Annotated in this window: 24 protein-coding genes; 8 read left to right on the top strand and 16 right to left on the bottom strand. The window is 40.9% G+C overall.

The window, feature by feature from the left end; genetic code table 11:
• The 5 genes from PAT01_RS03865 to PAT01_RS03845 form a co-directional block, all read right to left on the bottom strand.
• The gene (locus tag PAT01_RS03865; protein ID WP_154944802.1) at positions 1 to 1,302 is read right to left on the bottom strand and encodes an MFS transporter; all 1,302 of its coding nucleotides are present in this window, start codon (positions 1,300 to 1,302) and stop codon (positions 1 to 3) included.
• Between the two features lie 4 nt (positions 1,303 to 1,306).
• Entirely contained in the window at positions 1,307 to 3,247 is a 1,941-nt protein-coding gene (locus tag PAT01_RS03860) for a putative bifunctional diguanylate cyclase/phosphodiesterase (protein WP_029773418.1), read from the bottom strand.
• A 146-nt stretch (positions 3,248 to 3,393) separates the two neighbouring features.
• Positions 3,394 to 4,233, bottom strand: a complete 840-nt coding sequence (gene yghU, locus PAT01_RS03855) for a glutathione-dependent disulfide-bond oxidoreductase (protein ID WP_154944800.1) — start codon at positions 4,231 to 4,233, stop codon at positions 3,394 to 3,396.
• 90 nt (positions 4,234 to 4,323) lie between these two features.
• Positions 4,324 to 4,905, bottom strand: coding sequence for a rhomboid family intramembrane serine protease (locus tag PAT01_RS03850; protein WP_154944798.1), 582 nt, complete (start codon positions 4,903 to 4,905; stop codon positions 4,324 to 4,326).
• 104 nt (positions 4,906 to 5,009) lie between these two features.
• Positions 5,010 to 5,693, bottom strand: a complete 684-nt coding sequence (locus PAT01_RS03845; RefSeq protein WP_154944796.1) for a type 1 glutamine amidotransferase domain-containing protein — start codon at positions 5,691 to 5,693, stop codon at positions 5,010 to 5,012.
• A gap of 164 nt (positions 5,694 to 5,857) precedes the next feature.
• On the opposite strand from PAT01_RS03845, the gene PAT01_RS03840 reads away from it, so the two are divergent.
• Positions 5,858 to 6,781 (top strand): LysR family transcriptional regulator, encoded by a 924-nt coding sequence (locus PAT01_RS03840; RefSeq protein ID WP_024034243.1) that lies wholly within the window; start codon positions 5,858 to 5,860, stop codon positions 6,779 to 6,781.
• Positions 6,782 to 6,793: 12 nt separating this feature from the next.
• On the opposite strand, the gene PAT01_RS03835 is transcribed toward PAT01_RS03840, so the two are convergent.
• The 5 genes from PAT01_RS03835 to PAT01_RS03815 form a co-directional block, all read right to left on the bottom strand.
• Positions 6,794 to 7,528, bottom strand: a complete 735-nt coding sequence (locus PAT01_RS03835) for a dienelactone hydrolase family protein (protein WP_055252990.1) — start codon at positions 7,526 to 7,528, stop codon at positions 6,794 to 6,796.
• Positions 7,529 to 7,605: 77 nt separating this feature from the next.
• Positions 7,606 to 8,937, bottom strand: coding sequence for a glycerophosphodiester phosphodiesterase family protein (locus PAT01_RS03830; RefSeq protein WP_154944794.1), 1,332 nt, complete (start codon positions 8,935 to 8,937; stop codon positions 7,606 to 7,608).
• A 55-nt stretch (positions 8,938 to 8,992) separates the two neighbouring features.
• Complete coding sequence (locus PAT01_RS03825) at positions 8,993 to 9,856, bottom strand: carboxylate/amino acid/amine transporter (protein WP_154944792.1); 864 nt, start codon at positions 9,854 to 9,856, stop codon at positions 8,993 to 8,995.
• A gap of 103 nt (positions 9,857 to 9,959) precedes the next feature.
• Positions 9,960 to 12,095, bottom strand: a complete 2,136-nt coding sequence (locus PAT01_RS03820) for a M3 family metallopeptidase (protein ID WP_154944790.1) — start codon at positions 12,093 to 12,095, stop codon at positions 9,960 to 9,962.
• 212 nt (positions 12,096 to 12,307) lie between these two features.
• Positions 12,308 to 12,514: a hypothetical protein gene (locus tag PAT01_RS03815; protein ID WP_004587392.1), complete on the bottom strand. Its 207-nt coding sequence runs from the start codon at positions 12,512 to 12,514 to the stop codon at positions 12,308 to 12,310.
• 196 nt (positions 12,515 to 12,710) lie between these two features.
• Here PAT01_RS03815 and PAT01_RS03810 point away from each other — a divergent pair, with 196 nt between their 5' ends.
• From PAT01_RS03810 to yegD, 6 genes are all read left to right on the top strand, one after another.
• Positions 12,711 to 13,574: a mechanosensitive ion channel family protein gene (locus PAT01_RS03810; RefSeq protein ID WP_154944788.1), complete on the top strand. Its 864-nt coding sequence runs from the start codon at positions 12,711 to 12,713 to the stop codon at positions 13,572 to 13,574.
• A gap of 409 nt (positions 13,575 to 13,983) precedes the next feature.
• Entirely contained in the window at positions 13,984 to 16,260 is a 2,277-nt protein-coding gene (locus PAT01_RS03805; protein WP_154944786.1) for a TonB-dependent receptor, read from the top strand.
• Between the two features lie 106 nt (positions 16,261 to 16,366).
• Entirely contained in the window at positions 16,367 to 16,666 is a 300-nt protein-coding gene (locus PAT01_RS03800; RefSeq protein ID WP_004587389.1) for a hypothetical protein, read from the top strand.
• A 54-nt stretch (positions 16,667 to 16,720) separates the two neighbouring features.
• On the top strand, positions 16,721 to 17,377 hold the full coding sequence (locus PAT01_RS03795) for an HAD family hydrolase (protein ID WP_154944784.1): 657 nt from the start codon (positions 16,721 to 16,723) through the stop codon (positions 17,375 to 17,377).
• A 33-nt stretch (positions 17,378 to 17,410) separates the two neighbouring features.
• A complete protein-coding gene (locus PAT01_RS03790) occupies positions 17,411 to 18,253 on the top strand; it encodes a DNA ligase (protein ID WP_154944782.1) in 843 nt (280 codons plus the stop codon).
• A gap of 61 nt (positions 18,254 to 18,314) precedes the next feature.
• The gene (yegD, locus tag PAT01_RS03785) at positions 18,315 to 19,679 is read left to right on the top strand and encodes a molecular chaperone (protein WP_154944780.1); all 1,365 of its coding nucleotides are present in this window, start codon (positions 18,315 to 18,317) and stop codon (positions 19,677 to 19,679) included.
• Between the two features lie 11 nt (positions 19,680 to 19,690).
• Here yegD and PAT01_RS03780 read toward each other — a convergent pair whose 3' ends face one another.
• Genes PAT01_RS03780 through PAT01_RS03770 form a run of 3 tightly spaced genes read right to left on the bottom strand, consistent with a single transcriptional unit; the run spans position 19,691 to position 22,047 of the window.
• Positions 19,691 to 20,155 carry a methylglyoxal synthase gene (locus PAT01_RS03780; protein WP_004587385.1) on the bottom strand — a complete coding sequence of 155 codons (465 nt, stop codon included), beginning with the start codon at positions 20,153 to 20,155 and terminating at the stop codon, positions 19,691 to 19,693.
• Between the two features lie 60 nt (positions 20,156 to 20,215).
• Positions 20,216 to 20,857 (bottom strand): LysE family translocator, encoded by a 642-nt coding sequence (locus tag PAT01_RS03775; RefSeq protein WP_154944778.1) that lies wholly within the window; start codon positions 20,855 to 20,857, stop codon positions 20,216 to 20,218.
• Positions 20,854 to 22,047 (bottom strand): multidrug effflux MFS transporter, encoded by a 1,194-nt coding sequence (locus PAT01_RS03770; RefSeq protein WP_055252998.1) that lies wholly within the window; start codon positions 22,045 to 22,047, stop codon positions 20,854 to 20,856. The genes PAT01_RS03775 and PAT01_RS03770 overlap by 4 nt, the downstream gene beginning before the upstream one ends.
• Positions 22,048 to 22,230: 183 nt before the next feature.
• Between PAT01_RS03770 and PAT01_RS03765 the strand changes: the two genes are divergently transcribed.
• A complete protein-coding gene (locus PAT01_RS03765; protein ID WP_029773430.1) occupies positions 22,231 to 22,704 on the top strand; it encodes a hotdog fold domain-containing protein in 474 nt (157 codons plus the stop codon).
• Positions 22,705 to 22,711: 7 nt separating this feature from the next.
• Here the strand turns inward: PAT01_RS03765 and PAT01_RS03760 are convergent, their stop codons facing one another.
• From PAT01_RS03760 to PAT01_RS03750, 3 genes are all read right to left on the bottom strand, one after another.
• Positions 22,712 to 23,203, bottom strand: coding sequence for a bactofilin family protein (locus tag PAT01_RS03760; protein WP_004587381.1), 492 nt, complete (start codon positions 23,201 to 23,203; stop codon positions 22,712 to 22,714).
• A complete protein-coding gene (locus PAT01_RS03755) occupies positions 23,193 to 24,356 on the bottom strand; it encodes a M23 family metallopeptidase (RefSeq protein ID WP_154944776.1) in 1,164 nt (387 codons plus the stop codon). The genes PAT01_RS03760 and PAT01_RS03755 overlap by 11 nt, the downstream gene beginning before the upstream one ends.
• A gap of 138 nt (positions 24,357 to 24,494) precedes the next feature.
• Positions 24,495 to 24,809 carry a YebG family protein gene (locus PAT01_RS03750; RefSeq protein ID WP_024034226.1) on the bottom strand — a complete coding sequence of 105 codons (315 nt, stop codon included), beginning with the start codon at positions 24,807 to 24,809 and terminating at the stop codon, positions 24,495 to 24,497.
• Positions 24,810 to 25,128 lie beyond the last annotated feature (319 nt).

The raw sequence follows: 25,128 nt of genomic DNA, 5'->3' as shown, positions 1-25,128 counted from the left end.
TTACTCCGCTTGAGGCAAAAAAATCGCGCTAATAGCCCCTAACAAACCGAGCAGGCTATACAACAAAATAAGCTGTGCGGTTGATAAAAATGCTTCTAAAAGCCCTATACTGCCTAACATTAAAAGCAAAATGCCAATTACAGTATTACTAACCGACACGTAATCAGTGCGTTTATTGCCTTGTGCCATATCTACTAAATAGGTTTTACGCCCGAGCCGTACGCCTTGATGAGCAATGCAAAGCAAAAAATAAAAACCAGGTATTACCCAAGCATATTCAAACAGCTGGCTATACCATGTGGCTATTACAAACACGCTCACGCCGTTTATGGTGACAAGCAACGCACTGATCACAAGCACCTTTTGGCTAGAAAAATCGCTGAGTCTTCCCCATATTGGCCCAGAAATTAAACTTGCTAAGCCAGACACGGCTAAAAATACTGCCAATAATGAAAATTCAAACTGCTGAGAGCTTGCTAAAATAATATAAAAAGGCGCGCTTAGGGCTGAGCAAAGTAAAAAGGCGCGGGTAATTACAAAATGTGCAAATTGTTTATCTTGATAAAGCAGCTTTAATTTACTTAGCGTATTTAAAAAGCCATTTCTACCGCCTTGTGTCGCGCCTTTGTATTCGTTTATGCGGCTATAAAAAAGTGCAGCAACAACCCACAAAACAGCGCCTAAACACAGCGCAATTAATACCGTATTTTGCTCTTTTTGCCCCGAAAAAAACCACATCATTAAACCAAAAGTGAGTGTTGCAAAGCCGGCAATACTTGCCGCCAGGCCACTAATATTGCCCCGCTTTTTTTTAGGAATAACTTTACCTAATACATCTTTAGCGGCAATAGAGTTAAACCCGCGGGCGAGGCTAAAGAGCACCAGCAGAGCTAAAATTGCATAGCCAGCCTGAGCGCCTTCTAGCACAAATGAAACACCAACCATAGCGCCAATACATAAAGCTTGGGCAAATGCACCGCAAACCCATACCCACTTTCTTACAGAGAGTTTACGGATAATATTGGCTATCGCTAATTGTGGTAATAAAGAGCCAGATTCTCTTATAGGCACCAGCCACGCTATAAACGCGCTTGGCACGTTTAAGCTTTGCATTAACCAAGGCAGAGTGACTTTAGGGTTGAGGAGGGCATCGGCAAATTTACTAAAAAGCTGGCTTGTTAATAAAAGAATAAAATTACCGGCCACCTCTTTGCAGCCATCTTCGTTTATGTCTTTACAGGCGCGTGCGTCTTCATCGTTGTTAAGGCGTTTATAGACTTGCTCTTTAGTGAGTTTTTTCATACTGCTAGCTACACAATTTGTTTTGCTCTTTGAGGTACGAATCTACAAAGTGTTGTTCCATAGGTTTAGAAAAGTAATAACCTTGTAGGTGAGACACGCCAATTTCTTTTAGCATGTTGGCTTGCTCTAGAGTTTCTACACCTTCAGCGACTACTATAAAATCAAGTGTTGAGGCCATTTGCACAATCGCATGAATTATACTTAAGCCTCGCTTATCCATGTTTTGAATGAAACTTTTATCTATTTTTACTATGTCTACACCAATATCTAACATGCTCGACAAGGATGAGTACCCAGTACCAAAGTCGTCAATAGAAATACAAAATCCTTGTTTTTGCAGCTCTTTTACTGCTGCTAAAAAGGTGAGCTTATCCTCAGCAAACACAGATTCAGTGATTTCAAGGTGCAGGTTTTCTGGCTTTACGCCGTATTGATCAACGATATTTACAACCTTAGTGACAAAATCAGGGTCTTGAAGTTGTATTACAGATACATTAACGCTCACAGCAATAGGGGGTTGTACGTTTTTAAACGTGCAAGCTTGCACACACGCTTGCTCAATAACCCATAAGCCAAGTTCGGTTATGAGGTTGTATTGCTCGGCAATGGCAATAAATTCATCAGGAAATATCGCTTCGTCATTTAACTGCCAGCGTAAAAGTGACTCAAACGAGGTCACCTTCGCTGTTTGGCTATCCACAATAGGCTGAAACACTAACCGCAAGCCGTTGTCTTTTATTGCACTTGCCAAGCGCTTACTGAGCAATTGTTCGCGTTCTTGTTGGCGCTTTAAGTCATTGTTGTAAATATTTACGCAGCCTTTGGCAATACGTTTTTGATGGTACATGGCTAAATCTGCTGAACGAATTAACGCGCTTAAATCACCCTCATGCTCAGGAAATAACGCTATGCCAATAGTGGCAGATACCCAGCTTTGGTATTTATATCGTTCATGCTCGGCACGAATGCTTTTAATAACCTTTTTGGCAAAATCGAATAAGTCTTGTTCATCCTCATAGGTTGTTAAAATTAAAAATTCATCTCCGCCCCAGCGGCATTTGTATAAGTGGCGGGTGCAAACGTTAGTGAGTCGCTCGGCTATTTCTTTAAGTACTTGGTCGCCAACTTTATGACCCATAGAGTCATTAATTTGCTTAAAGCCATCTAGGTCTACAAACAGTAAAGCGAGTTTTTCCTCGGGGTGATCTGCCAGTTGTTTATTTGCCACTTTTAAAAAAGCGGTGCGGTTTAACAAGCTTGTTAGCGGGTCAGTATTTGATAAACGGTAAATTTCTTCTGTGCGTGTTTCTACTTTGCTTTCCATTTCGTTAAGTAGTTCGCGGTTTTGATTTCGTAATTTTATGGCTGTTTGGGTAAATGTGGCCGACTTATAAGAAGAGGCGACCATAATTGCCGAAAAAGTAATGCCCAAAAAGCCTAATACATAGTGGTAATAGTCATCAGATAAGGTTAGTACTATAGAGTAAGGCATTAATAAAATAATGCTGTAACACACCGAGGTAAAGCGACTACCCGAGAGTAAATTGGCTGAGCCACCAGCAAATGCCGACAAAATAGCTATTGTGGTGGTAATTTCAACGGTGGATGAGCTTTTATGAAACCACAGTGCGTAACATGACCACGAAATCGCGGTCGCTATACACCCCACCGAAAAGCGTTTCAAAAAGCTATTTGCATTAAAAGGCTGGTTAACTTCTTTGGTGTAGTTAAAGTAAATAACATCCATTAGCCTCGCTGCTAAAACAACCAGCATGAAAAAAAGCCAAATTATTTTTTCTTGATTTGTTCTTTCATCCGTTAGGTCAAATGCAAATACAAGTACAAAGCTAACTAACGCCGAAACACCAATGCCAGATAAAGCATTAGAATATAAAAGTTTTACGGCTTCTCTGCGTTCATCACTATTTAAATTTTTATATTGCACTCATTAAAGCCTTATGAAAAGTAATGCGGGTAAAGCAGGTTACATTTTATAAAAACACAATAATAAATATAGTTTAATGACAGGGAAAATGCAGATTTTAAATAAAAAAATGCCCATAACACAATGTCTTGTTATGGGCTGTTAGATTAAAAGTCGCTGGCGTTATGTCGTTCGCTAAGTTGCTCTTCTTCAGGGCCCCAGGTGCGATTAACACGTTGACCACGTTTAACAGTGGGACGTTTTGCTATTTGCTCTGCCCAGCGCATTACATGAGTGTAAGAGGCAACATCTAAAAACTCAGCGGCGTCGTATAATTTTCCAAGCACCAACGAGCCATACCAAGGCCAAATGGCGATGTCGGCAATAGAGTATTCACTACCCGCCATGTATTCGTTTTCACTTAAGTGGCGATTTAATACATCGAGCTGGCGTTTAGTTTCCATAGTAAAACGGTCTATTGGGTATTGTATTTTTGTTGGTGCGTAGCTATAAAAATGACCAAATCCGCCGCCTAAATAAGGCGCTGAACCCATTTGCCAAAATAGCCAATTACGGCACTCGGTCTTGGCTTTAAAATCTTTTGGGATTAGCACATCAAATTTTTCTGCCAAGTATTGTAAAATTGAACCCGACTCAAAAATGCGTGTTGGTGGCGTGGTAGAGTGATCCATTAGCGCAGGAATTTTAGAGTTTGGATTAATATCAACAAAGTCTGAGCCAAATTGGTCGCCTTCGCCAATGTTAATTAAATAGGCATCGTAGTCGGCATCGGTTAGGCCAAGCTCTAATAACTCTTCAAACATAATGGTCGCTTTTTGGCCATTAGGCGTGGCTAATGAATAAAGTTGAAACGCATGCTTGCCAATGTCTAAGGTTTTGTCATGAGTGGCGCCGGCAATAGGACGGTTAATATTAGCAAATTTACCACCACTTTCGCTGTCCCACGTCCAAACTTTAGGCGGCGTGTATTCGTGTTCATTACTCATAAACAACCTCAATTTAAAAATGTAATTAATTTATATACTCATAGATAACAAGCTGGGGGCGTAAAAAATTAATTAAAGGCAATGAAAAAATTATCGTGCTTTTAATTTATCTGCTTTGGCAAGTTTATACCCTAAAAAGAACCCACTTAACGCACCAAAAAGGTGGCTTTCGAACGAGACATGAAAGCGTTGTGGTAGCACGCCCCAAATAAATCCGCTGTAAAGCACTGCCACTACTAGGGCAATAACAATAGACTTAAACGAGCGCCTAACCACGCCATAGCACAGTATAAATCCCCATAAACCATAAATAACGCCGCTTAATCCAACATGAAAACTACTTCGACCAAAGGCCCACACTAATAGCCCGCCAATTAACGCAGTAAATATAAACACGGTATAAAAGCGTTTTACACTGTATTGGCAAATTAGCCAGCTTAGTACAGCAAAAGGCAACATGTTGCTAGCAAAGTGCCACCAGCTGCCATGTAAAAATGGGGCGCATAAAATACCGATTAACCCTTGAACGCTGCGAGGGTAAATACCTAAACCATTAAGCGTAATGCCAGGTAAACTATTGATCACTTGTAGTATTAGGCACATAAAAACTACGCTAAATATTGCAAATCGAGTACTGGTTATCAATGAAGATGATGATGGGGTAGTTGGCATATAAACGCTTTAGTAGGATTGTTTTGTACCAGTATAGGAGTATGTTTTCGCTATTAAAAGCGATTTAATAAGCGCGGCGTTATACGCCGCGCACAGGGGTTATTTTAACCTAGTTTAGTTAATAGTTTTTTCGCCGCAAGCTCTGAACTTGCTGGATTTTGGCCTGTAATCACTAAACCATCTTCGAGCGCTAATACGCCCCAGTCGTCGGTTTTTTGATAATCGCCGCCTTTTTTAATGAGTTCATCTTCAACTAAAAATGGCACTACGTCTGTTAATTGCACGGCGGCTTCTTCTGAGTTAGTAAAGCCTGTTACTTTTTTACCGGCTACGAGCGCATTGCCTTGCGCATCTTTAACATTTAAAAAAGCGGCACTTGCGTGGCAAACAGCCGCTACTGGCTTTTGCTCTTTTACAAACTTTTCAATAAGTGAGATTGAATCGCTGTTATCTACTAAATCCCATAGTGGGCCGTGGCCGCCTGGGTAAAATACCGCGTCAAAGTCGTTGGCGTTTACTTCACTTAACTTTTTGGTGTTTGCCATAAGTGTTTGTGCTGCGCTGTCGTTGTCATAGCGCTTTGTTGCATCGGTTTCAAAGTCAGAAAGCGTGCTAGTTGGGTCAATCGGCGGTTGGCCACCCGCAGGAGAAGCAAGTGTTACCTCTGCACCAGCATCAACAAATGCGTAGTAAGGTGCTGCAAATTCTTCTACCCAAAAACCTGTTTTTTCGCCTGTGTTGCCAAGCTCTGAATGTGAGGTAAGTACCATAAGTATTTTTTTAGCCATAACAATATTCCTTCGATTAGTGAGTAAATTAAAGCTTGGTGTTAACCAAGGTGCTGTAATAACTATATGCACTTAAAAGGATTTAAACAACGATGATAAATTTAACTTTATTGGTTTAATTATTGATACAATTATTAGGTTGAATAATCATTGGTGGGTTTGTGATGAAAGTGTCGTTTGAGCAACTTAAAAGCATGGTGGTATTTGCGCAAATTGTCGAGCAGGGCAGTTTAACCGCGGCTGCAAAGCAGTTGGGGTTAACGCGTGCGGTGGTAAGTTATCATCTTAAAAAATTAGAAACGCAATTAGAAGTTACGCTACTAAATCGCTCAACCCGCACTATGGCGCTAACTGAGGCGGGCATTGCGTATTATGAGCGCTGTAGAGTGATCACAGAACAAGCAAACGCAGCTAATCAGCAAATAGAAAACATTAAAAGTGAGCCACAAGGAGTATTAAAAATTAGCTGCCCTGTTAATGTAGGCATGCAACTAATTGTGCCAGCAATTAATACGTTTAAACGCCAATACCCCAAAATTGAAATAGACCTGCAACTAACCGATGATGTGGTTGATATTATAAAAAACGGCTTTGATATTGCTATTCGTGGGGTCGCTTTAAGTGACTCAAACTTACAAGCCACTAAACTAACAACCATGAGTACCTGTATTTGTGGCTCAGCTGAGTATTTTGAACACTTTGGCAAACCTAAAACGCCAGCTGAATTAGCCTTGCATAAATGGGTGGTGTACCAACTTAGCAGTAAAACATTAACCCTTAGCAAAGAGGGCAAAAAATACGATGTAATACTTCAAGGCGGCATTAGCACCAATAATGCCGCGGCGCGTACCGCGTTTGTAGAGGCCGGGCACGGGCTTGGGCGCATTCCGTTGTATGATGCGTGGCCTAAAGTGCAAGCAGGGCTGTTAGAAATAATACTTGATGATTATAAAACAAAAGATATTGAGCTTTATGGTGTGTTTCCACCTGGGGCGGCAGGCTCCAAAAAGCTCAGGTTGTTTATTGATTATTTAAAAGCATATTTTGTTAAACAGCATACTGCACTGGGCATGCTAAAAAGCACGTAAAACCGCACTTAGTTACAAAGTACGATTAAATAATGCAACCGCTTGCTGGTACATAGTAATTGCAAGCGCGGCATCGTAACGCTCGCCCTCATCACGCATAAACGCATGCTGTGCGTTTACTTCTTGCCAGTGGTAATTAATACCCGTGGCTACACATTGCTGGTAAATTTTACTTCGGCCTTGTTGCGGTACATGTGGGTCTTGCTTACCCCAAATAAAGTGTATTTCACCTTGAATATCAGCCATGCGTTCAAACGAATTGTTACCTGCATTAGCAGTTAAGGTATCACTATGAATATCGGTGGCGTATAAACAAAATGCAGCTTTTATGTGTGGGTTTAATGCGGCTCTGTAAGCTAAATGCCCACCAATGCACACACCCATGGCGCCTACTGTGCCAGTGCAGTAATCTTGGCTTTGTACAAAGTCGATGAGTGCTTGTGTGTCGCTGTCGTGGTGCTCAAGTGGCTTTTGCCATTTATCGGCATTGCCTTTATCTTTACCCGCGTCATCGTACGCAAGTACAGTACCAATCGGGTTTAGCTCATGAAATACCTCAGGCACTAACACAACAAAACCATGGCTCGCTAAAATAGCAGCGCTGCGCGCAATAGGTGCGGTTTGCTGAAAAATTTCAGAGTAAAAAATAATACTTGGATATTGGCCAGCTGCTTGTGGGCGGTAAACGGTAGTACGCATTAAGCCTGTTGGGGTGGCTAGGTCGGTATTATGGTGTTGGATTATCATAAAAGCGCTCAGTTAAATAATTAATAAGGTTATGGTAACTGAGCGCAAAAAAATAAACGACCACTGATACTGGTTTTTTAAATGCTTGCAGGCATTTTATTACAACTTGCGTAGTAGCTTACGGTCGCGGGCCAATCCGAAAATATACCCATAACCCCAACATCCTGCGCGAGTACATCAACCACCGTCATCATGTCGCCATCGTTATCGATAACATCGGCGATTGATTGATAGTAGTAGCCACCGCCCTCGTTAAGAGGCCCCGAGCGCTCAAGGCTCCATGCTATCAGTTCAAGCCCTGCCGCTTTTGCGTCAATGGCGTATTGTGAGGGGACAATATTACTTTCGTTGTCTATGGTGAGCATCATCCAAATAGGGGGCGCTAATATTTTAACGCCATCGGCTACTAGCTCTTCCATACTTGGTTGCCATGTTGCAGGGTTACTTGGATCAAAGCCCGCTTCGCTGTCACGGCCATCTAAATATACGCTTTGATTTGCAAAGTCGGGGTTGTTATTTATCCAATATTTCACATCATCAAGATTAAACGATTGCGGGTACACATCACTGCTTGGTACGTCCAATTGCGTGTACTCATCAAGCATTTTTTGCGCGTATTGCTGTTGTGTCATTCCCTCAAAAGGCATGCTCACTTGCGGCGATTTTAGCTCTGGGGTCATTTTTACACCCAAGCTTTTAAATAACTCAATACTTTGTTTATGGGTTACTAATGTTCCACTTGTGGCGTATAAATCGGTGCGCCAGCTGGGCGTGCCCTGCATATATTCACCAACAGTAGTGGCTTGGGTGTTGGCGCCATCCATTTTACCTTCAAGCGTTAAAAATTCGCTCAGGCTGATATCGCTTGTGCAGCATTTAGCGGTGGCAGGCGTGCCACTTGCTGCGTTAGCTGGAGTAAAAGGCACACTGCATTTAGCAGCAAGTTCATCAATGGCTAATATATTGGTGGTGGTGTGCAAATCGCACTGAGAGTGGCGACACACGAGCTCTTTGTCGCTGGTAAAGGTTACATCGCACTCGACAATACCTGCACCCATACGCGCCGCAGCTATATAAGACTCCTTTGTATGCTCAGGGTATTGCATTGGCGCACCACGATGCCCAATAGAAAAATCTGTACGGTAAAATGGCCCATCTGTACACGATTCTAATTTTGTTTTTAAATCGCTCTGTGCCATATCGTTAATAAGGTAGTCGGCACGAGTACCTAATTGAATATCAGGCGCCTCGCCTTTTGCAACTTCAACAATTACAGGCGTCGGTACTTCGACAACCTCAACGGTGGTATTTGTAACGACTACGTCTTTTTCTACAACTTCGACATCGTCGTCGCAGCCGCTCAGTAGTGCAAGTATTACTGAGCTTGTTATTAGGGTGAGATGTTTCATGTTTGTTCCTTAACGTTATTTTATTCAACCCTAATCGCATTCAATGACAAATTAGCTACAAGGATGTGACGTTCTGTTTATTTGTCCCTATTTGATTAATTACCAGTGCCGCTAACATAATTGCACCCCCCATACTTAAGCGCACAATGTCGGCATTTTTATTCCATATAAGCACGTTAACAATAATACCGGCAGGAATAAGCACGTTGTTCATAACGGCTAATGCTCCCACATTTACTTTTGTTGCCCCTTTGTTCCATAAAAAGTAACCAAGGCCCGAGGCTACAATACCTAAATATATTAAAATACCCCACTGGGTAGGTGTACTCGGTAATTTGCTTGTATTGCCAAATAAAGCGTAGCAAGCACTCGCCACCACTAAGGCGCCAATAAAAAACCAACCAAATACGGTTTTGTCATCCAGCTGATTAGTGGCCATTAAACGTTTATAAGTTACTTGTCCGGTGGCAAAACTAATATTGGCACCCTGAACCAGTAATAAACCGATGATGAAATGACTATTGAGGCTTTCCCAGCGAATAGCTACCGCGCCCAGTACGGCAATAAGCGCAACCGCAAAAAAGCGAGGATTAAAATGCTTATTAAGTGCATCGTTTAAAAGTGTTATATAAAGCGGCGTCATAACGGTAAAGAGCAACACTTCGGGTACGCTTAAAAATAAAAAGGAGTGATAGTAAAAGCTGTACATAACACCCAGTTGCACAGCGCCTATCAGCATTAGCTTAAGTGCGAGTGGTTTTGAGGTAAGTTTAGGTTTTAAAAAGGGTAAAAAAACCAACGTGGCTAATGCAACTCGTATTAATACGCTAAACCACGCATCAACTTGGCCTGCTAGGTACACACCAATTAAACTAAATGAAAAAGCCCAAAGTAGGGTAACTGCAAATAAATAGCCCATAATTGTCGTTTTTTATAATTTATAGTGTGGTTAGTTTATCTGTTATAAACAATAAAAGCCCGCAAGCGGGCTTTTATAAGGTTAAAATTAATAAACGAGGTTATTAATCAACTAAACCACGGCGCTTAAGAAGTGCGTCTGTTGTTGGTTTTTGGCCTCTAAACTCAATGTAGCTTTGCATTAAGTCGCGGCTGTTACCTTTTGATAGGATTTCTTCACGGAACTTGTCACCGTTTTCACGGGTTAGGCCACCGTTATTTTCCATATGGGCAAACGCATCGGCTGCAAATACTTCAGTCCATAGGTAGGCGTAGTAACCTGCTGAGTAACCACCGGCAAAAGTATGGCTAAAGTAGTTTGATTTATAACGCGGTGGCACTGGGTAGTAATCAATACCGTGTGCTTTTAGCGCATCGCTTTCAAACTTTTGAACATCACTGATTTTTTTATCAGAACCAAATGAATGCCATTCCATATCAAGTAAAGCAGCTGCTAAGTATTCAGTAGTACCAAAGCCTTGGTTGAATTTTTGCGATGCTAGTACTTTATCAAGTAATGCTTGTGGAATTGGCTCACCTGTTTTGTAATGCTTAGCGTAGTTAGCAAGTACCGTAGGTTCAATCATCCAGTCTTCATGTGCCTGTGAAGGAAATTCAACAAAGTCACGTGCTGTAGCAGTACCCGCTAGGCTTGGGTATTTAACATTTGAGAATAAACCGTGCGCAGCATGACCAAATTCATGGAACATAGTCGATACTTCGTCGAAGGTCATTAGCGTAGGCTCACCTTCAGCTGGTTTTGGAATGTTTTGTGCGTTGTAAATAACCGGTTTAGTGCCTTTTAAGCCGCTTTGGCTTACATATGCACTCATCCATGCACCGCCACGCTTACCTTCACGTGCGTATGGGTCCATGTAAAATAAACCAATAGCGCTGCCGTCTGCGTTAAATACTTCGTACGCTGTTACATCTTCGTGGTAAACAGGTAAGTCTTTACGCTCTTTAAAGGTGATACCGTAAAGCTTGTTCATTGCGAAGAATAAACCATCATGGATCACAGAGTTCATTTCAAAGTAAGGCTTAACTAGCGCAGGATCTAGGTCGTACTTTTCAGCACGTACTTTTTCTGCGTAAAACGCCCAGTCCCATGGCTTAAGCTCAAAGCTTTCGCCAGAATCGTTAATTACTTTTTGGATAGCGGCCGCTTCTGCTTTGGCTTTTTCAACAGCTTTTGGTGCAAGGTCATCTAAAATACCGTACACGTTATCGGTTGTTTGTGCCATACGCGAAGTCATTACATACGATGCCCAATCTTTAAAGCCTAACAGCTCTGCTTTTTGTGCACGCAGGTTAGTTTCTTCAATAATGATAGGGCCGTTAGTTTTAGCAGCACGGTTTGTAGAGGCTTTAAAAATTTGCTCGCGTAGCTCACGGTTTTCAAGGCTTGATAAGATAGGCTGCTGAGTGGTATTAACCAGGGTGATCATGTAGCCGTCTTTGCCTGCTTTTTTAGCTGCGGCTGCAAGGCCTGCAATTTCACCTTCAGATAGGCCAGCAAGTTTAGATTTGTCTGTAACAACAATAACGTCTTCTTTAAACGATTTTAAAATGTTTTGAGAGAAAGCAGTAGATAGCTCTGCAAGCTGAGCGTTTATTTCACGCATTTTTGCTTTTTCAGCATCGCTTAACTTAGCACCGGCTTTTACAAATTGCTTGTAGTAGAAATCAACTAAGCGTTGATCTTCAGCGTTAAGCGAATCTTTATTGTCGTAAATAGTTTGTACACGCTTAAATAACGGACCATTTAGGTAAATGTCATCAGAGTGAGCAGATAATACCGGCGCCATTTTTTTGCTTATACGTTGGTACTCGTCATCTGAAATTAAACCCGATAGGTTGTAAAAAGCAGCAGATACGCGGTTTAACAACTCACCAGATTTTTCCATCTCAACAAGTGTGTTTTCAAATGTTGCTGGTTCTGGGTTGTTTGCAATAGCTTGAACTTGCGCAGTGTGCTGAGCAATACCTGCATCAAAGCCTGCTTCGTAGTCTTTTGTACCAAACTTATCAAACTCTGGTGCCATGTATTGTAATGGGCTTGGTTTGAATAATACATTGTTTGCGTTCATATCTTGCACTTGTGCTGCGCTCTCTTTAGCTGTGTTCTGAGTTTCGTTAGATGAACAAGCAGATAGGATTAGGGCACTAGCAATAGTAGTGGCGATCAGTGTTTTACGCATAATAACTCCATAAAAAGATGAGCCGAAATAGGCTTTTCGAGTCGAAAACCCAGTTAACTTATCAAATTTTGGCGTTTATACAATAAAGTTTATCGGTATTAAGCGGGATTTAAACGCAAATTAGCTACTAAAAATGCGATTTGGAGGTAAAAGTAGCCTTAAAAATAAACGTAAGGCTACTTAAATATTGTATTGTGTGTGTTTTTTAAAGGCTAGTTATAGCCAAGAACAAAGCGTTTTTCAGAACCAAAGCTATTAGATTGCTGGCCAAATTCTTTATTAATAGTAGCAAGTGTTTGTTCTTGCTCAGCAAGAAGGCACAAAATTTTATTGCGGTAATCTAGGCTGCTTTCAAACAAATTTAAATCTACCTGCGGCTGCAAAGTAGCGAGTCTTTGATTTAAAGTAAGTTGTGACATATGTAATCTCCAGTGCTTGTACACTATTTATATAGCACTCGGTGCAATAAAGAGTTAATAAATTGTTTAACAAAAACGTTAAACCTATTAACTTAGCGTTTTAACACTATTATGCCGTGCTAAGCTTAGCGAAGACTGAACCACACTCATTTTTGCTGAACAAATAACAAACAATAAATAATACTTTGGAAAATATATGACGCTCGAACACATTCAACATTATCTCAGCTTGGTTATTTTTACCTATAACGACGTACACATCACTGTGGCTAAGGTTATACAAGTTCCTTTAATTTTATTTGCTATGTGGTTTGTAGTAACGCGCATTGGCAAACTTATTAAAAAAACACTGTTGGCAAAAAAAATCAGCCAAGACGCGGTGCACCTATTTACGCGCATTTATTTTATTTTGAGTATCGCAATATTAATTTTCACCTCGTTAGAGGTTTTAAGTATTCCGCTTACGGCCTTTGCATTTGTATCAGGGGCAATAGCCATTGGGGTTGGATTTGGTGCGCAAAACATTATTAATAACTTTATTAGTGGCTGGATTTTAATGTGGGAGCGGCCAATTCGTATTGGGGACTTTTTAGAAGTGGGTAATGCAAAGGGCGTAGTAGAAACTATTAATACGCGCTCTACCCGCATTCGCCGTAACGATGGTGTGCATATGTTAATCCCTAATTCGCAACTGTTAGAAAACACAGTGACTAACTGGACCTTAATAGACGGTAATGCCCGCTCCTCGGTTAGCGTAGGTGTTGCTTATGGCAGCGATGTATTGTTAGTTAAAACGTTAATTCAACAAGTACTTGATGAGCATGATGCGATACTAACAAATCCAAAAGCCTCTGTTTTATTTGACGACTTTGCTGATAGCTCACTGGTGTTTAATGCAATTTTTTGGGTTTGTGCAGAGTCAGAAACCATGCTCAGAAAAGTACGTAGTGATATCCGTTTTAGTATCTATGCTGTTTTTGAAAAACACGATGTGGTGATTGCGTTTCCACAGCGCGATATTCACATTGATGGAGAAATTGCGTTAAAGCGCACTCAATGAATTTAGCCTTTAAAATTTAGCAAGCATTAACGGGTTTTAACTGCGCGTTTCTAGTTTGGGTTTATTTGTAAAAACACGCAATTTGCTACTTTAAAGTGGGTTTTAAAAGAAAGGACATATGTCCGCATTATTAGTCTTTTGCATCTAAATGCGGGTAAAAAAGCTATAAAATGAGGTTAAATGTTGCAAAAAAGTTTACTTTTTTGTACGTATTTATGCAGTAAATTTGTAATACGATGGTATAATCTTCATCGTTCGTTCAGCCTCATTACTCCGTTTTTGTACTCTCGGTGATGAGGTCCGCGCGCCATAAAGCAAGACGCGAAAAATTGTACGAGCCCGCAATGAATACATTGCGCAACACAAAAAACCGTTGAACAAGAGTGCATACAAAAGGTTTATACCCGACATGAAATCATTAAAAAAATCTGCAATAGCGACCATTATTAATGCAGTACTACTATCTGCTGCTGGTACATCTGTTTCGGCTTTTGCTGCTGAAGAAGATACCGCTAAAAAAAGCAATCAACTAGAAGTTATTCAGATTACAGCTCGTAAACGTGTAGAAAACGCCCAAGAAGTGCCAGTTTCAGCATCAGCATTACAAGGTGATAGTTTAGATGCTTATAGCTCTGCAGGAATGGATATTCGCTTTTTAAATGCGAAAATTCCAAGTCTCTCAGTTGAATCTTCATATGGTCGTACGTTTCCACGTTTTTATGTTCGTGGTTTGGGTAATTCTGATTTTGACCTTAACTCCTCACAGCCTGTATCATTAGTTGTAGACGAAATTGTTCAAGAAAGTCCTATATTAAAAGGTTTCCCGGTATTTGATACTGGCCGTGTTGAAGTGTTACGTGGCCCTCAAGGTACATTGTTCGGACGAAATACACCTGCTGGTTTGGTTAAAATTGATTCTGCTCGACCAACACAAGATTTAGAGGGGTACGCTTCGTTATCGTATGGCTCATTTAATTCGATAGACTTTGAAGGTGCTATAAGTACAGGCTTAACTGATAAACTTTCGACGCGGGTTTCTGTTTTAAGGCAAGAGCGAGACGACTACATTGATAATAGGTTAGAAGGGAATATTATTGATGATGCCACCGGTGGTTATCAGGAAACGGCTGCGCGTATACAATTTTTGTACGAAGATGATAATTTTAATGCTCTATTTAACTACCACACGCGTGACTTAAATGGTTCTCCTATTGTTTTTCATGCAAATGCTATTGAAAGCGGAACAAACAACGCTGTATCAGGCTTTGATTCAGAGGTTATAACTCAAGATACTGTCCAATATTCGACGCAAAATGTTGAAAGTCAAGGGGCAAATCTAAAGCTAGAATACGATTTTAATGATTATACATTAACTTCTATTTCTGGGTGGGAAAGTGCTGAAATTTATTCTCGAGCAGATGTGGATGGTGGTTTTGGTTGTGGAAATACCTTTATCCCGGGATGCCCAACTCCTGAAATGGGTCCAGGTTTTATCTTTTTAGCTTCTGAAACTGCAGATGCATTACCAGAGCACGATCAATATTCTCAAGAGTTACGTCTATCAAGTAATTTTGATGGTGATTTTAATTATCAAGTTGGTGCTTTTTATTACAAAGAAGATCAAGTTATAGAAACATACGGTTACGATGGTTTAGGCGCAAACTTTTTGACAGGGTATGTTAGACAAGATCAAGAAACTACTGCTTGGGCATTATTTGGCTCAACAGAGTTTCAATTAACAGAAAAGTTAGAGGTTACAGCCGGCCTTCGCTATTCTGATGATGAAAGGGATTTTACTGCTTCTCGTTATTCATCTCCAGATGCTGTAATTGCTGATTTAACTAAATCAGTCTCACCTGAAGATAGCCACGTTTCATGGGACTTAGCTGCCGCGTATAAATACTCTGATGATGTAAATTTATTCGTACGCGCCGCGAATGGGTTCCGTGCGCCTAGCGTTCAGGGCCGTATTTTATTTAGTGACGATGTTACTGTGGCTGATTCTGAAACTATAAACTCTATTGAAGCAGGTATTAAATCTGATGTTCTAGATGGTAGTGGCCGTGTTAATGCAACAGTTTTTTATTACCAAATGAGTGATCAGCAATTAACAGCTGTTGGTGGTGAATTTGGAAATACAGCTAGATTATTAAATGCAGATAAAACAGTTGGTTATGGTTTTGAGGTTGATACGCAGTGGGTTTTAAACGATGAGTTTGATATGACGTTTAACTTCAGCTATAACAATACAGAACTGCAGGATGATGAGCTATTCGCTTCTGGTTGTTTTGCATGTACTATTACTGACCCTCTAACTGAGCAAGGTTATAGTTTAGATGGAAATAGCTTACCGCATGCCCCTGAATGGATTGCTAACTTTACCCTTCGTTATACTAAAGAACTTGGTGACGGAGAGTTTTATGCTTACACTGATTGGTCTTACCGTAGTGAAATAGATTTCTTTTTATATGACTCAGTAGAGTTTACTGGTGAGGCGTTGCTTGAAGGCGGTGTGCGTGCTGGTTATAAGTGGTTCGATGGAGATTACGAATACGAGGTATCTGCTTTTGCCCGCAATATTACGAATGAAGAAGTATTTATTGGTGGTGTAGATTTTAGTAACAACTCTGGGATTGTTAATGAACCTCGCTACATTGGTGCTGAATTTAAAGTTAACTTCTTCTAAAGATAACCTTAAATTTTATTAATTTTTAAAAGCCTGCCTTGTGCAGGCTTTTATGTTTTTATAAAGCTGGTAAAGTAGCGTTAATTAACTTTAATGAGATAGAAAAATGGCTGGATTTTGGAACTACCGTGTAATTTTTTGTGAAGCAACGAAAGATGAAGCAGCGCAATACCAAATACACGAAGTAGAATATAACTTAAATGGCAAAGTAACTAATTGGTCAGAAACAGGCGCAGCACCTTTTGGTACAACGCTAGATGAGCTAGCAGCTGATGCCGATCGTTTAAAAACGGCGCTAGAAAAACCAGTACTTAAGGTTGTGCGCAAAGCCCGAGGCTACGAGCTGGTTGATGTTGAAACCGGTGAGGAAGCATTTGCTGAGCCACCAGCTGGCTTAACAGCATAATATTTTAAAGGCGCCTAGGCGCCTTTTTTTAACGTTAAAATTTAAGGAATGAGGATGAGCTTAAACGCAGTATTGTTTGATATGGATGGCACGCTAGTTGACTCTGAAAGCATGCACTTTGAGTGTTGGAGCCAGCTGCTTGCACCCTACAATGTAAGTTATAACGAAGTGGAGTTTTGTCAGCGCTTTTCAGGGCGCCCAACGTTAGAAGCAGCAATTGATATTAAAAATGATCATAATTTAGCCGTCAGTGCACAATTTTTAGCAGATGAAAAATATCGATTATTTGGTGAATACGTAAAAACTAATTTACCGCCTGTTATGCCTTTTACTGAGCAAACCTTACACGCTGTTAAAAACAGTGGGCTAAAAATGGCGCTAGTTACCGGTAGTGCTCGCAGCGAAGCCATGCCTATTTTAAAAGGGCTAGGTTTTTATGAGTTATTTGATACTGTAGTGACAAAAGACGATGTAACAAATCCAAAGCCAGCAGGCGATCCTTACCTTTTAGCACTTGAGCACATACATGTAGCCCCAGAGCATGCAATTGCTGTAGAAGACACCTTTACGGGCGTTTGTGCTGCAACTAATGCACAGGTTAGAGTCGTTGCGATTGCAAATCATCATACAATTGACCATGACTTTAGTAAGGCGGCGTACAAAATGGCTGACCTAGGTGAGTTTTGGCAGTGGGTCGAATCTCAACTATAGTTATAGCCTTATTTTATTTGCAGGGATGCAGTAATGGCTCAGCTAAAGTACTTACTTTTCATTGCCAGCTTAATTGGCTCATCGCTTCTCTTTGCGGCGCAGCCTCAGGTGTTATTGGCAAAAGTATATGATGAATCTAAACATGGCAATATTAGTGAATACCTCGTCAGTGAAAAATTTGATGGTGTAAGAGCAATATGGACGGGCGATAAATTTATTACCCGTAAAGGAAATGCGATTAACGCCCCGAGTTGGTTTACGGCGCCATTACCAAATGTTTGGTTAGATGGGGAGCTGTGGATAGCGCGCACTCAATTTTCTTTGGTCAGTGGGATTGTAAGAACTAAACGCCCCAGTAATTCAGATTGGCACGCTATACGCTATCAAATATTTGATATGCCAGACTCAACCCTTCCTTTTAGTGCGCGTTATAAAAACTACCAAGCCTTGGTAAAACAAATCAATAAGCAGCATATAACTGCAGTTAAGCAACACCGCTTTACTAGCACAGCCCAATTAACAGCGTACTTTGAAGATTTAACTAAGCAAGGGGCTGAAGGGGTGATGCTGCATTTAGCCAATGCTAAACATAAAAGCGGGCGCAGTAATACATTATTAAAGTTAAAGCCCTACCTTGATGCTGAAGCGGTTGTTATTGCACATTTACCGGGTAAAGGAAAATACACCGGTATGTTAGGTGCATTAAAAGTAAAAACACCTCATGGGCAAATATTTAAAATAGGCACGGGCTTTAGTAACGAACAGCGCCAAACACCTCCGGCTATAGGTAGCACGGTAACGTATCGGTACCATGGGTTAACAAAGCATGGCTTACCACGATTTGCGAGCTTTTTAAGGGTGAGGGAGGGTCATTAGCGTTTATAATTTTGGCAAAGTATGCTAAATTGCGCGGCCTTTTTCTAATGTATGGTGAAGTATGTTTGTAGGTTTTGATTACGGTAGTTCTAATTGTGCCATGGGTGTTATGGAGCAAGAGGAAGTACAGTTAGTGCCACTTGAGCAAGGAAAACATTATTTACCTTCTACTCTTTATACGCACCATAGCGCATTAGTTGTCGACTTTGTGGCAAAGCATGTAAAAGGCACTGCCCACGAGCATGACTTTTTAACGCAGCGCCAAGCTTTATTAAATACACTCCCACGTATTAAGTCAGATCTTGATTTACAACCTACAGATGAAACGCTTTTTATTGGCCGTGAAGCCATTAGTGAATATGTGCAGTTTCCTGAAGAAGGCTACTTTGTAAAATCTCCTAAATCGTTTTTTGGTGCCACAGGCTTAAAGCAAGGGCAAATTAATTTTTTTGAAGATATTGCTACGGCAATGATTTTAAAAATAAAGCAACGCGCAGAGCTTTCACTTAAAACCCCATTGACGCAAACGGTTATTGGTCGTCCAGTTAACTTTCAGGCTGTTGGCGGTGAGCAGTCAAATCAGCAAGCTGTAGGTATTTTAGAGCGCGCAGCTAAGCGTGCGGGCTTTAAAGACGTTGAGTTTTTATACGAACCGCTTGCAGCAGGGATTGATTACGAAAGTAGTTTAGTGGAAGACCAAAAAGTGCTGGTTATTGATATTGGCGGTGGTACCAGCGATTGCTCGTTTGTACAAATGGGGCCAAGCTTTAGAGGTAACAGTGAGCGCGATAGTGACTTTTTAGCCCACAGCGGTAAGCGAGTTGGCGGGAATGACTTAGATATAGCGCTTAGTTTTCATGGTTTAATGCCATTGCTTGGTTTAGGCAGTACCTTTAAATCCGGCCTACCTTTACCAAACCAACCTTTTTGGCAAGCCTGTAAAATTAATGATGTAAATTTACAAAGTCAGTTTTATAGTGAAAGCCACTATCGAGAACTCACTGCCCAATTACGCGATGTCAGTGCACCTGCGCTTTTCAAACGCTTAATTCATCTACAGCAAAATAAACAGGGCCATCAGTTAGTACAGCAAGGTGAGGCGGCTAAAATAGCGCTTTCATCGGCAGATGCTTTTGATTGCGATCTTCGCTTTTTAGATAATGACCTTAGTAAAAACCTATCGGTTAGCGATTTAGCGGTTGCAGTAGAAAGTAGTATTAGCCAAATAGTAACGTTAGCAAAACAAGCAATTACCGATGCAGGAACCACCCCAGACGTTATTTATTTAACAGGGGGGAGTGCGCAGTCACCACTTATTAAAGCCGCGTTAAGTGAGCATTTAGGTGATATTAAAATGCTCAATGGCGATCACTTTGGTAGTGTAACGGCTGGCCTAACAAAATGGGCCAGCATGCTTTATAAGTAGCTTAAAAGGCTTTAAAGACTGATTTGTCGGGTTGCGAGGTATTTTTCGTAATCTGGCAAAGTACGTTCAAGCTCAGTGTCCATTAAGGGCGAGCTTAATAACATGTCGGCGCTGACTTCATTACAGGCCACAGGAATATTCCAAACAGCAGCTAAACGCAGTAATGCTTTAACATCAGGGTCGTGTGGTTGTGATGCCAACGGATCCCAAAAAAACACCAATACATGAATTTCGTGCTCGGCAATTTTAGCTCCTAGCTGTTGATCGCCCCCCATAGGACCACTTAATAGCTGAATAACCTCTAGCCCGGTGGTTTTTTCGATTAAATGGCCTGTGGTGCCAGTACCGTATAAGGTGTGTCTGCTTAAGGCTTCTTTGTGTTTTTCGCACCATAATTTAAGCGCGGCTTTTTTACCATCATGCGCAACTAAGGCAATATTTTTATTAGCGGGTAGCGATTGTTTTTTTTGTTCCATGCTGCATCTTATTTTGTTGAGTAACCAAGGCTTTGGTTAAGTAATACCAATTTAGTGTAATTAGTATAATAAATTAATGGCCAGTGCAATAAATACCATGCCGGTCACTCGGTCTATCCAAAGTTGGCTATGTGGGTATTTTTTGAAAAATTGCGCTATTTTGTCGCCAAAGTAAATATACGTACAGTCAATTGGGAAAGCAAAAATAGGGTAGAGCAGGCCAAAAAATGCTAATTGAAACGTTGCCGATGATAAGCTTGGGTCTACAAACTGCGGGATAAAAGCAATAAAAAATAACGCGACTTTAGGGTTTAATACCTCGGTCATCATGGCTTGAAACATGACATTTGGCTTTTTACTGGTGCTTACATGGGGCTTATCATCACTAGCGCAATCGGCGGTATTTGGCTGCGAAAAAGTGCTTTTAATCATCACAAACCCTAAATAGCACAAATAAGCCGCGCCTAAGTACTGTACTGCACTATAAGCGGTGGGCGAGGCTTTTAACACCGCGCTTAATCCAATAACAGCAAAAAATGTGTGTATTACTCCACCTAAAGCAAAGCCAAATGCGCTTTGCATACCTGCCGCTCTGCCATTGGCAAATGTTTGCGCCATTAAAAATGCGTTTGATGGCCCAGGGGCCACCGCCATTAAAAAGCTCGCCAGTAAAAATGATGCTAAAAAATCAGGGTTGATCATGTATTAACCGGGTGCAATGTATGGGCTTTTTTACTCATTAAAATTAGCCAAAGTGGTGCCAGTAACAATAAATGAAAAGCAATTAGCCAAGGTGTGCTAAGGCCTAAATATTGCGTTAAAAACACAAGCACACTAGCGCCACTCATTTGCATAGCACCAATTAAGGCAGAGGCTGTACCGGCTTGTTTAGGAAAGCGCGATAACGCCATACCAGCCGCAGAGCCTAAGCTTAGGGCAAAACCAAGTGCTGCAATTAAAATAGGTAGCATAAGCGCAATGGCCGATTCTATATGGCTAAGTGCAATCATTAATATGCCAGAGGCCACCAATACTGTAACCCCAACGCGCAGGGCTTTTTGGCTATTACGTTTAATATAAATGGGCGTAATAAAGCTGGCTACAATACTTAATACGGCATTGAGCGTAAACCAAAAAGTAAAGTCGGCAACGGTGCCCCCTAAGTGCGTAATTATCCACCCAGGTGCCAAGGTGACATACACAAGAATCGCCGACATGGCGACCATACACAGTAAGCTATTAAATAAAAATATCGGTGTTTTTAATATTGGCACAAAGCGGCGTAAGTCCAATATATGCCCTTGGTAGTGACTATCAGCAGGTCGGGTTTCTCTAAATAAGGTGAGCGTAATAACTAGGCCCGCTAACGCAAATAAGGTTAAAAACATAAAGTTCATGCGCCAGCCAAATTGCACGGTAAGCCAAGCACCTAAAATAGGCGCAAGCGCAGGAATAAAACACACTATTCCATTTAAATAGGTAATCATTTGCCCGCTGCGTTCGCTGCCGTATTTATCACGTACAATGGCAAAAGCAACAACAAACGTAGCACATGCACCTAACCCTTGCAGAGCGCGTGCAAACATTAATACAGCAAAAGAGGGCGCCATGTAGGCAAGTAAGGCTGAGCCTGCATACAAGCTAACACCTACAACCGCTACCGGCTTTCGGCCAAACTTATCAGCAAGCGGCCCTGCAATTAATTGCCCTAAACCCACAGTAAGCATAAAAATAGCCACTGTTTGCTGAACCTGCTGTTCGGTTACGTTAAATTGCGTGGCAATAGTTGGAAAAGCGGGAAGATAAATATCAATTGCCATAGGGCAAAATATTACGAGTAACGCTAAGATGAGTAATAAAATTAAGTTAGGTTTAGCGGGCTGTGTTTGCATTAGGTCTCCTTTTGCTGGCTATTTTAGGTGCCCGCTTATAAAAAAGAAAGGGCTTATGAGTGAGCCACGCTTTATTGTGATAAATATTTCATGACATTAGGATTAACAGCGCGGTGAATTGCGCTTTTTTTAACTGGTCTGATGTGTTAATTTGAATTTATAAACACAAAATGGGAAATAACAATGAGTAATAAATCAGCCCTTTTAAAAACTTGGCTTAAATTTAAACGCTTACCTTTTGGCAATTGGTTGTTTAGCAAAGCGGTATGCATAAAAGCCCCGTATTTTGGCTCAATGAAACCTTACGTACTCGATTTAAGAGAAGGGCACTGTAGCGCTGTCGTAAAAAACCGCCGTAGTGTGCATAACCATATTGGGACTATTCATGCTATTGCACAATGTAACTTAGCTGAGCTGTGTGCTGGTGTAATGGTAGATGCCACCGTGCCTTATAAAACGCATCGCTGGATCCCTAAAGGAATGACGGTACACTATTTAGCAAAGGTTGATACCGATGTAACTGCTATTGCAGAAATCGACTTGCCTCGCCAATGGGTAGATAAAGAAGATTTAGTGGTGCCAGTTAAGCTTTACAATACCCGCAATGAACTGGTGTTCACTGCAGATATTACGATGTACATAACCGAGAAAAAGTAATGAGCGCTTAATTAGATTTGGCTTTATCAGCGGCTTGCTTATTAACAAACGACAAGTCGCTATCAGCATCGTCAAGCAAAGTTTTTACTTCTTTAGCCGGCTTTAAATCTTCGCTAATAAGTTCCGGTTCTTCTTTTTCAAAGCGCTGTTTTAAGCTGCCTTCAATAATGGCTCCCGCATCAATACTTAGTGTGTCGTGAAAAACATCGCCATGTACGTGAGCGCTGCTTTGAATATTCACTTCACTTGCGTTTAGTGAGCCAATAATTTTGCCTTTTACAATGACACTTTTAGCTTCAACCACACCTTCAACAATGCCGGTAGAGCCAATTACCAAGTGCTCTGCCTTTATATCGCCATCAATTCGGCCATCTAGCTGCACTTCGCCCTGGCTGGTAAGTGTGCCAGTTAAGCGCACATCTTCAGAAATAATAGAAGGGGTATGATTTACTCTTTTTAACGTAGTTTGACTACTTGGTTGCTTTTTTTTACCGAACACGAGAAAGCGCCTTTGTTATTTTTAGAGGATTGACATGTTTGCCATCGAGTAACACTTCATAGTGTAAGTGGGTGCTGGTACTTCTGCCAGTACTGCCCATTAATCCAATTACCTCATTTTTAGCAATTGTTTGGCCTTTTTTCACTTTAATTTTATTTAAGTGGCCAAAACGGGTGACCAAGCCATTTTTGTGCTCTAGCTCGATAAAGTTACCATAGCCGCCATTTTTACCAGCGCGCAATACACGTGCATCAGCAGGGGCAAAAATTTCGGTTTTATGCCAGCCGGCTAAATCAACACCTTTGTGAAAAGCGCGGCGGTTGTTCATCGGATCTTTACGTAACCCAAAGTTGCTCGAAATATAGTATTTAGCTGCAGGCAAGGGCAGTGAGTTAGGCAGCTCTGTTAAAAAGTTTTCAAGGTTGTTAAGTAATAATAGCTTATCAACAATGGCTAAAAACTGCCCTGGTATTTTAGTTTCGTCAAATACATCTAACGGGCCACCTTGCGCACTGGTTTGTGCGCCCAGTGCTAAATGTTGTTCAAGGGCTGATTCTAAGCCTGCGCCTTTTAACATCGCTAAAATTGCATCATGGCGTTTATTAATTTGCGCATCAATAAGCGCAAAATTATGCTCGTAGTATTTATTTAAGCGCTCATAACGTGCGGCAAAAGTGATTGGCGTTAGAAGGCTAGCGTGTTTGTTTTTCGGTTCTTCATCTACAAGTGGTTCATGAAACTCGCCTTTGTCTTGATCAACAGGCGATTCAAGTTGTTCTTCTAGTTTTATTGCCTCTTTACTAATAGATGCGGGGAGGGATTCAATCATACCTTGCAAAAGTGCTTGCTTTTGCTCTAGTACTGCAAGTTGCTCTAATTGCTTAGCGTGCAGTGCTTTTTGTTCTTGGACCTGCTTTTGCCACACTTGTTGTTTGTCAATTTGGCTTTGTTCTATGTCGGTAATTTTATTTGTTTGGCTATAAACACGAAAACTAGAAATACCGACCCAAGTAATAGTGCCTAAAATAAGCAGTACTGTAAAAAGCTGAAACCAAGGCGCCAAAACAACATGCTTAACTTCGCCATTTTGACGAATAAGCAACTGACGGGCTGGGAAAAATTTTTGGTAAAAAGACTTAATAAATACTGACATGGCACATAAACACTCGCTATTAACCGGATTAATGTATCAATTTCAGTCTAAAAAGCCAGAAAAAATTTGTAACTGTTCAAAAATTAATAAAAAAGGGCTGCTATTTAGTAGCAGCCCTTTATTTAAAATAGTCACAAATTAGCTAGCTTGTTGCTCATCGTTATCTTTTATTGATGCTACGTTGTCGGCTTTTTTAGCTTTAGCTGTACCTTTTGTTGTGGGCTCTTTTGCGCCTTTTAACACCGCCATAAAGTCATCTTTACTCTTTGCAATTTCAAGCGCAAGCGATTCAACCTGTTGCTCGCTCAGTGGCACATCTACTTTTTCCAGCATTACTTCAAGCGATTCTGCTATATCGAGCATTTTGTCATAGGCATCCGCTTCTTTTTTAGTAGTAAACGTCATTCGCTCAACTCCGTTTCGTTCTACAACATATTTAACAACAACAGCCATGATCTCTCCTGCTTGATTGCGTGGTAATGTGGTTACTGACCTGTAGGTCACTGTTTTTATATACAGTAAATGTTTGTGTGTAAAATTGCAAGCATTCGGTGCATTTTTAGCTTGTCATCAATTTGACAAAAAAGCGTAACTTTACTTTAGTTAAGCAATCACTTGTTGTACCAGCTGCATTTTAGGTTTTCGGATTTAGGTGATTATGCACTGGAAATAATATAAGTGATGCGCGTTGCACCTTATTTAGCATTATTTCCTCAAATAAAAATTAAGCACATGTTTAAAGCCAAATTAGCCGTTTAACTATAACGCTTTG

It is taken from the genome of Pseudoalteromonas atlantica (assembly GCA_007988745.1).
Classification (GTDB): domain Bacteria; phylum Pseudomonadota; class Gammaproteobacteria; order Enterobacterales; family Alteromonadaceae; genus Pseudoalteromonas; species Pseudoalteromonas atlantica.
Note: the sequence above shows the minus strand (reverse complement) of the source record. Positions and strands in the feature narration are given on the sequence as shown.

Coding starts and splice junctions, on each gene's coding strand:
- PAT01_RS03865 (WP_154944802.1), bottom strand. CDS start 1,302: ATGAAAAAACTCACTAAAGAGCAAGTCTATAAACGCCTTAACAACGAT.
- yghU (WP_154944800.1), bottom strand. CDS start 4,233: ATGAGTAATGAACACGAATACACGCCGCCTAAAGTTTGGACGTGGGAC.
- PAT01_RS03850 (WP_154944798.1), bottom strand. CDS start 4,905: ATGCCAACTACCCCATCATCATCTTCATTGATAACCAGTACTCGATTT.
- PAT01_RS03845 (WP_154944796.1), bottom strand. CDS start 5,693: ATGGCTAAAAAAATACTTATGGTACTTACCTCACATTCAGAGCTTGGC.
- PAT01_RS03840 (WP_024034243.1), top strand. CDS start 5,858: ATGAAAGTGTCGTTTGAGCAACTTAAAAGCATGGTGGTATTTGCGCAA.
- PAT01_RS03835 (WP_055252990.1), bottom strand. CDS start 7,528: ATGATAATCCAACACCATAATACCGACCTAGCCACCCCAACAGGCTTA.
- PAT01_RS03830 (WP_154944794.1), bottom strand. CDS start 8,937: ATGAAACATCTCACCCTAATAACAAGCTCAGTAATACTTGCACTACTG.
- PAT01_RS03825 (WP_154944792.1), bottom strand. CDS start 9,856: ATGGGCTATTTATTTGCAGTTACCCTACTTTGGGCTTTTTCATTTAGT.
- PAT01_RS03820 (WP_154944790.1), bottom strand. CDS start 12,095: ATGCGTAAAACACTGATCGCCACTACTATTGCTAGTGCCCTAATCCTA.
- PAT01_RS03815 (WP_004587392.1), bottom strand. CDS start 12,514: ATGTCACAACTTACTTTAAATCAAAGACTCGCTACTTTGCAGCCGCAG.
- PAT01_RS03810 (WP_154944788.1), top strand. CDS start 12,711: ATGACGCTCGAACACATTCAACATTATCTCAGCTTGGTTATTTTTACC.
- PAT01_RS03805 (WP_154944786.1), top strand. CDS start 13,984: ATGAAATCATTAAAAAAATCTGCAATAGCGACCATTATTAATGCAGTA.
- PAT01_RS03800 (WP_004587389.1), top strand. CDS start 16,367: ATGGCTGGATTTTGGAACTACCGTGTAATTTTTTGTGAAGCAACGAAA.
- PAT01_RS03795 (WP_154944784.1), top strand. CDS start 16,721: ATGAGCTTAAACGCAGTATTGTTTGATATGGATGGCACGCTAGTTGAC.
- PAT01_RS03790 (WP_154944782.1), top strand. CDS start 17,411: ATGGCTCAGCTAAAGTACTTACTTTTCATTGCCAGCTTAATTGGCTCA.
- yegD (WP_154944780.1), top strand. CDS start 18,315: ATGTTTGTAGGTTTTGATTACGGTAGTTCTAATTGTGCCATGGGTGTT.
- PAT01_RS03780 (WP_004587385.1), bottom strand. CDS start 20,155: ATGGAACAAAAAAAACAATCGCTACCCGCTAATAAAAATATTGCCTTA.
- PAT01_RS03775 (WP_154944778.1), bottom strand. CDS start 20,857: ATGATCAACCCTGATTTTTTAGCATCATTTTTACTGGCGAGCTTTTTA.
- PAT01_RS03770 (WP_055252998.1), bottom strand. CDS start 22,047: ATGCAAACACAGCCCGCTAAACCTAACTTAATTTTATTACTCATCTTA.
- PAT01_RS03765 (WP_029773430.1), top strand. CDS start 22,231: ATGAGTAATAAATCAGCCCTTTTAAAAACTTGGCTTAAATTTAAACGC.
- PAT01_RS03755 (WP_154944776.1), bottom strand. CDS start 24,356: ATGTCAGTATTTATTAAGTCTTTTTACCAAAAATTTTTCCCAGCCCGT.
- PAT01_RS03750 (WP_024034226.1), bottom strand. CDS start 24,809: ATGGCTGTTGTTGTTAAATATGTTGTAGAACGAAACGGAGTTGAGCGA.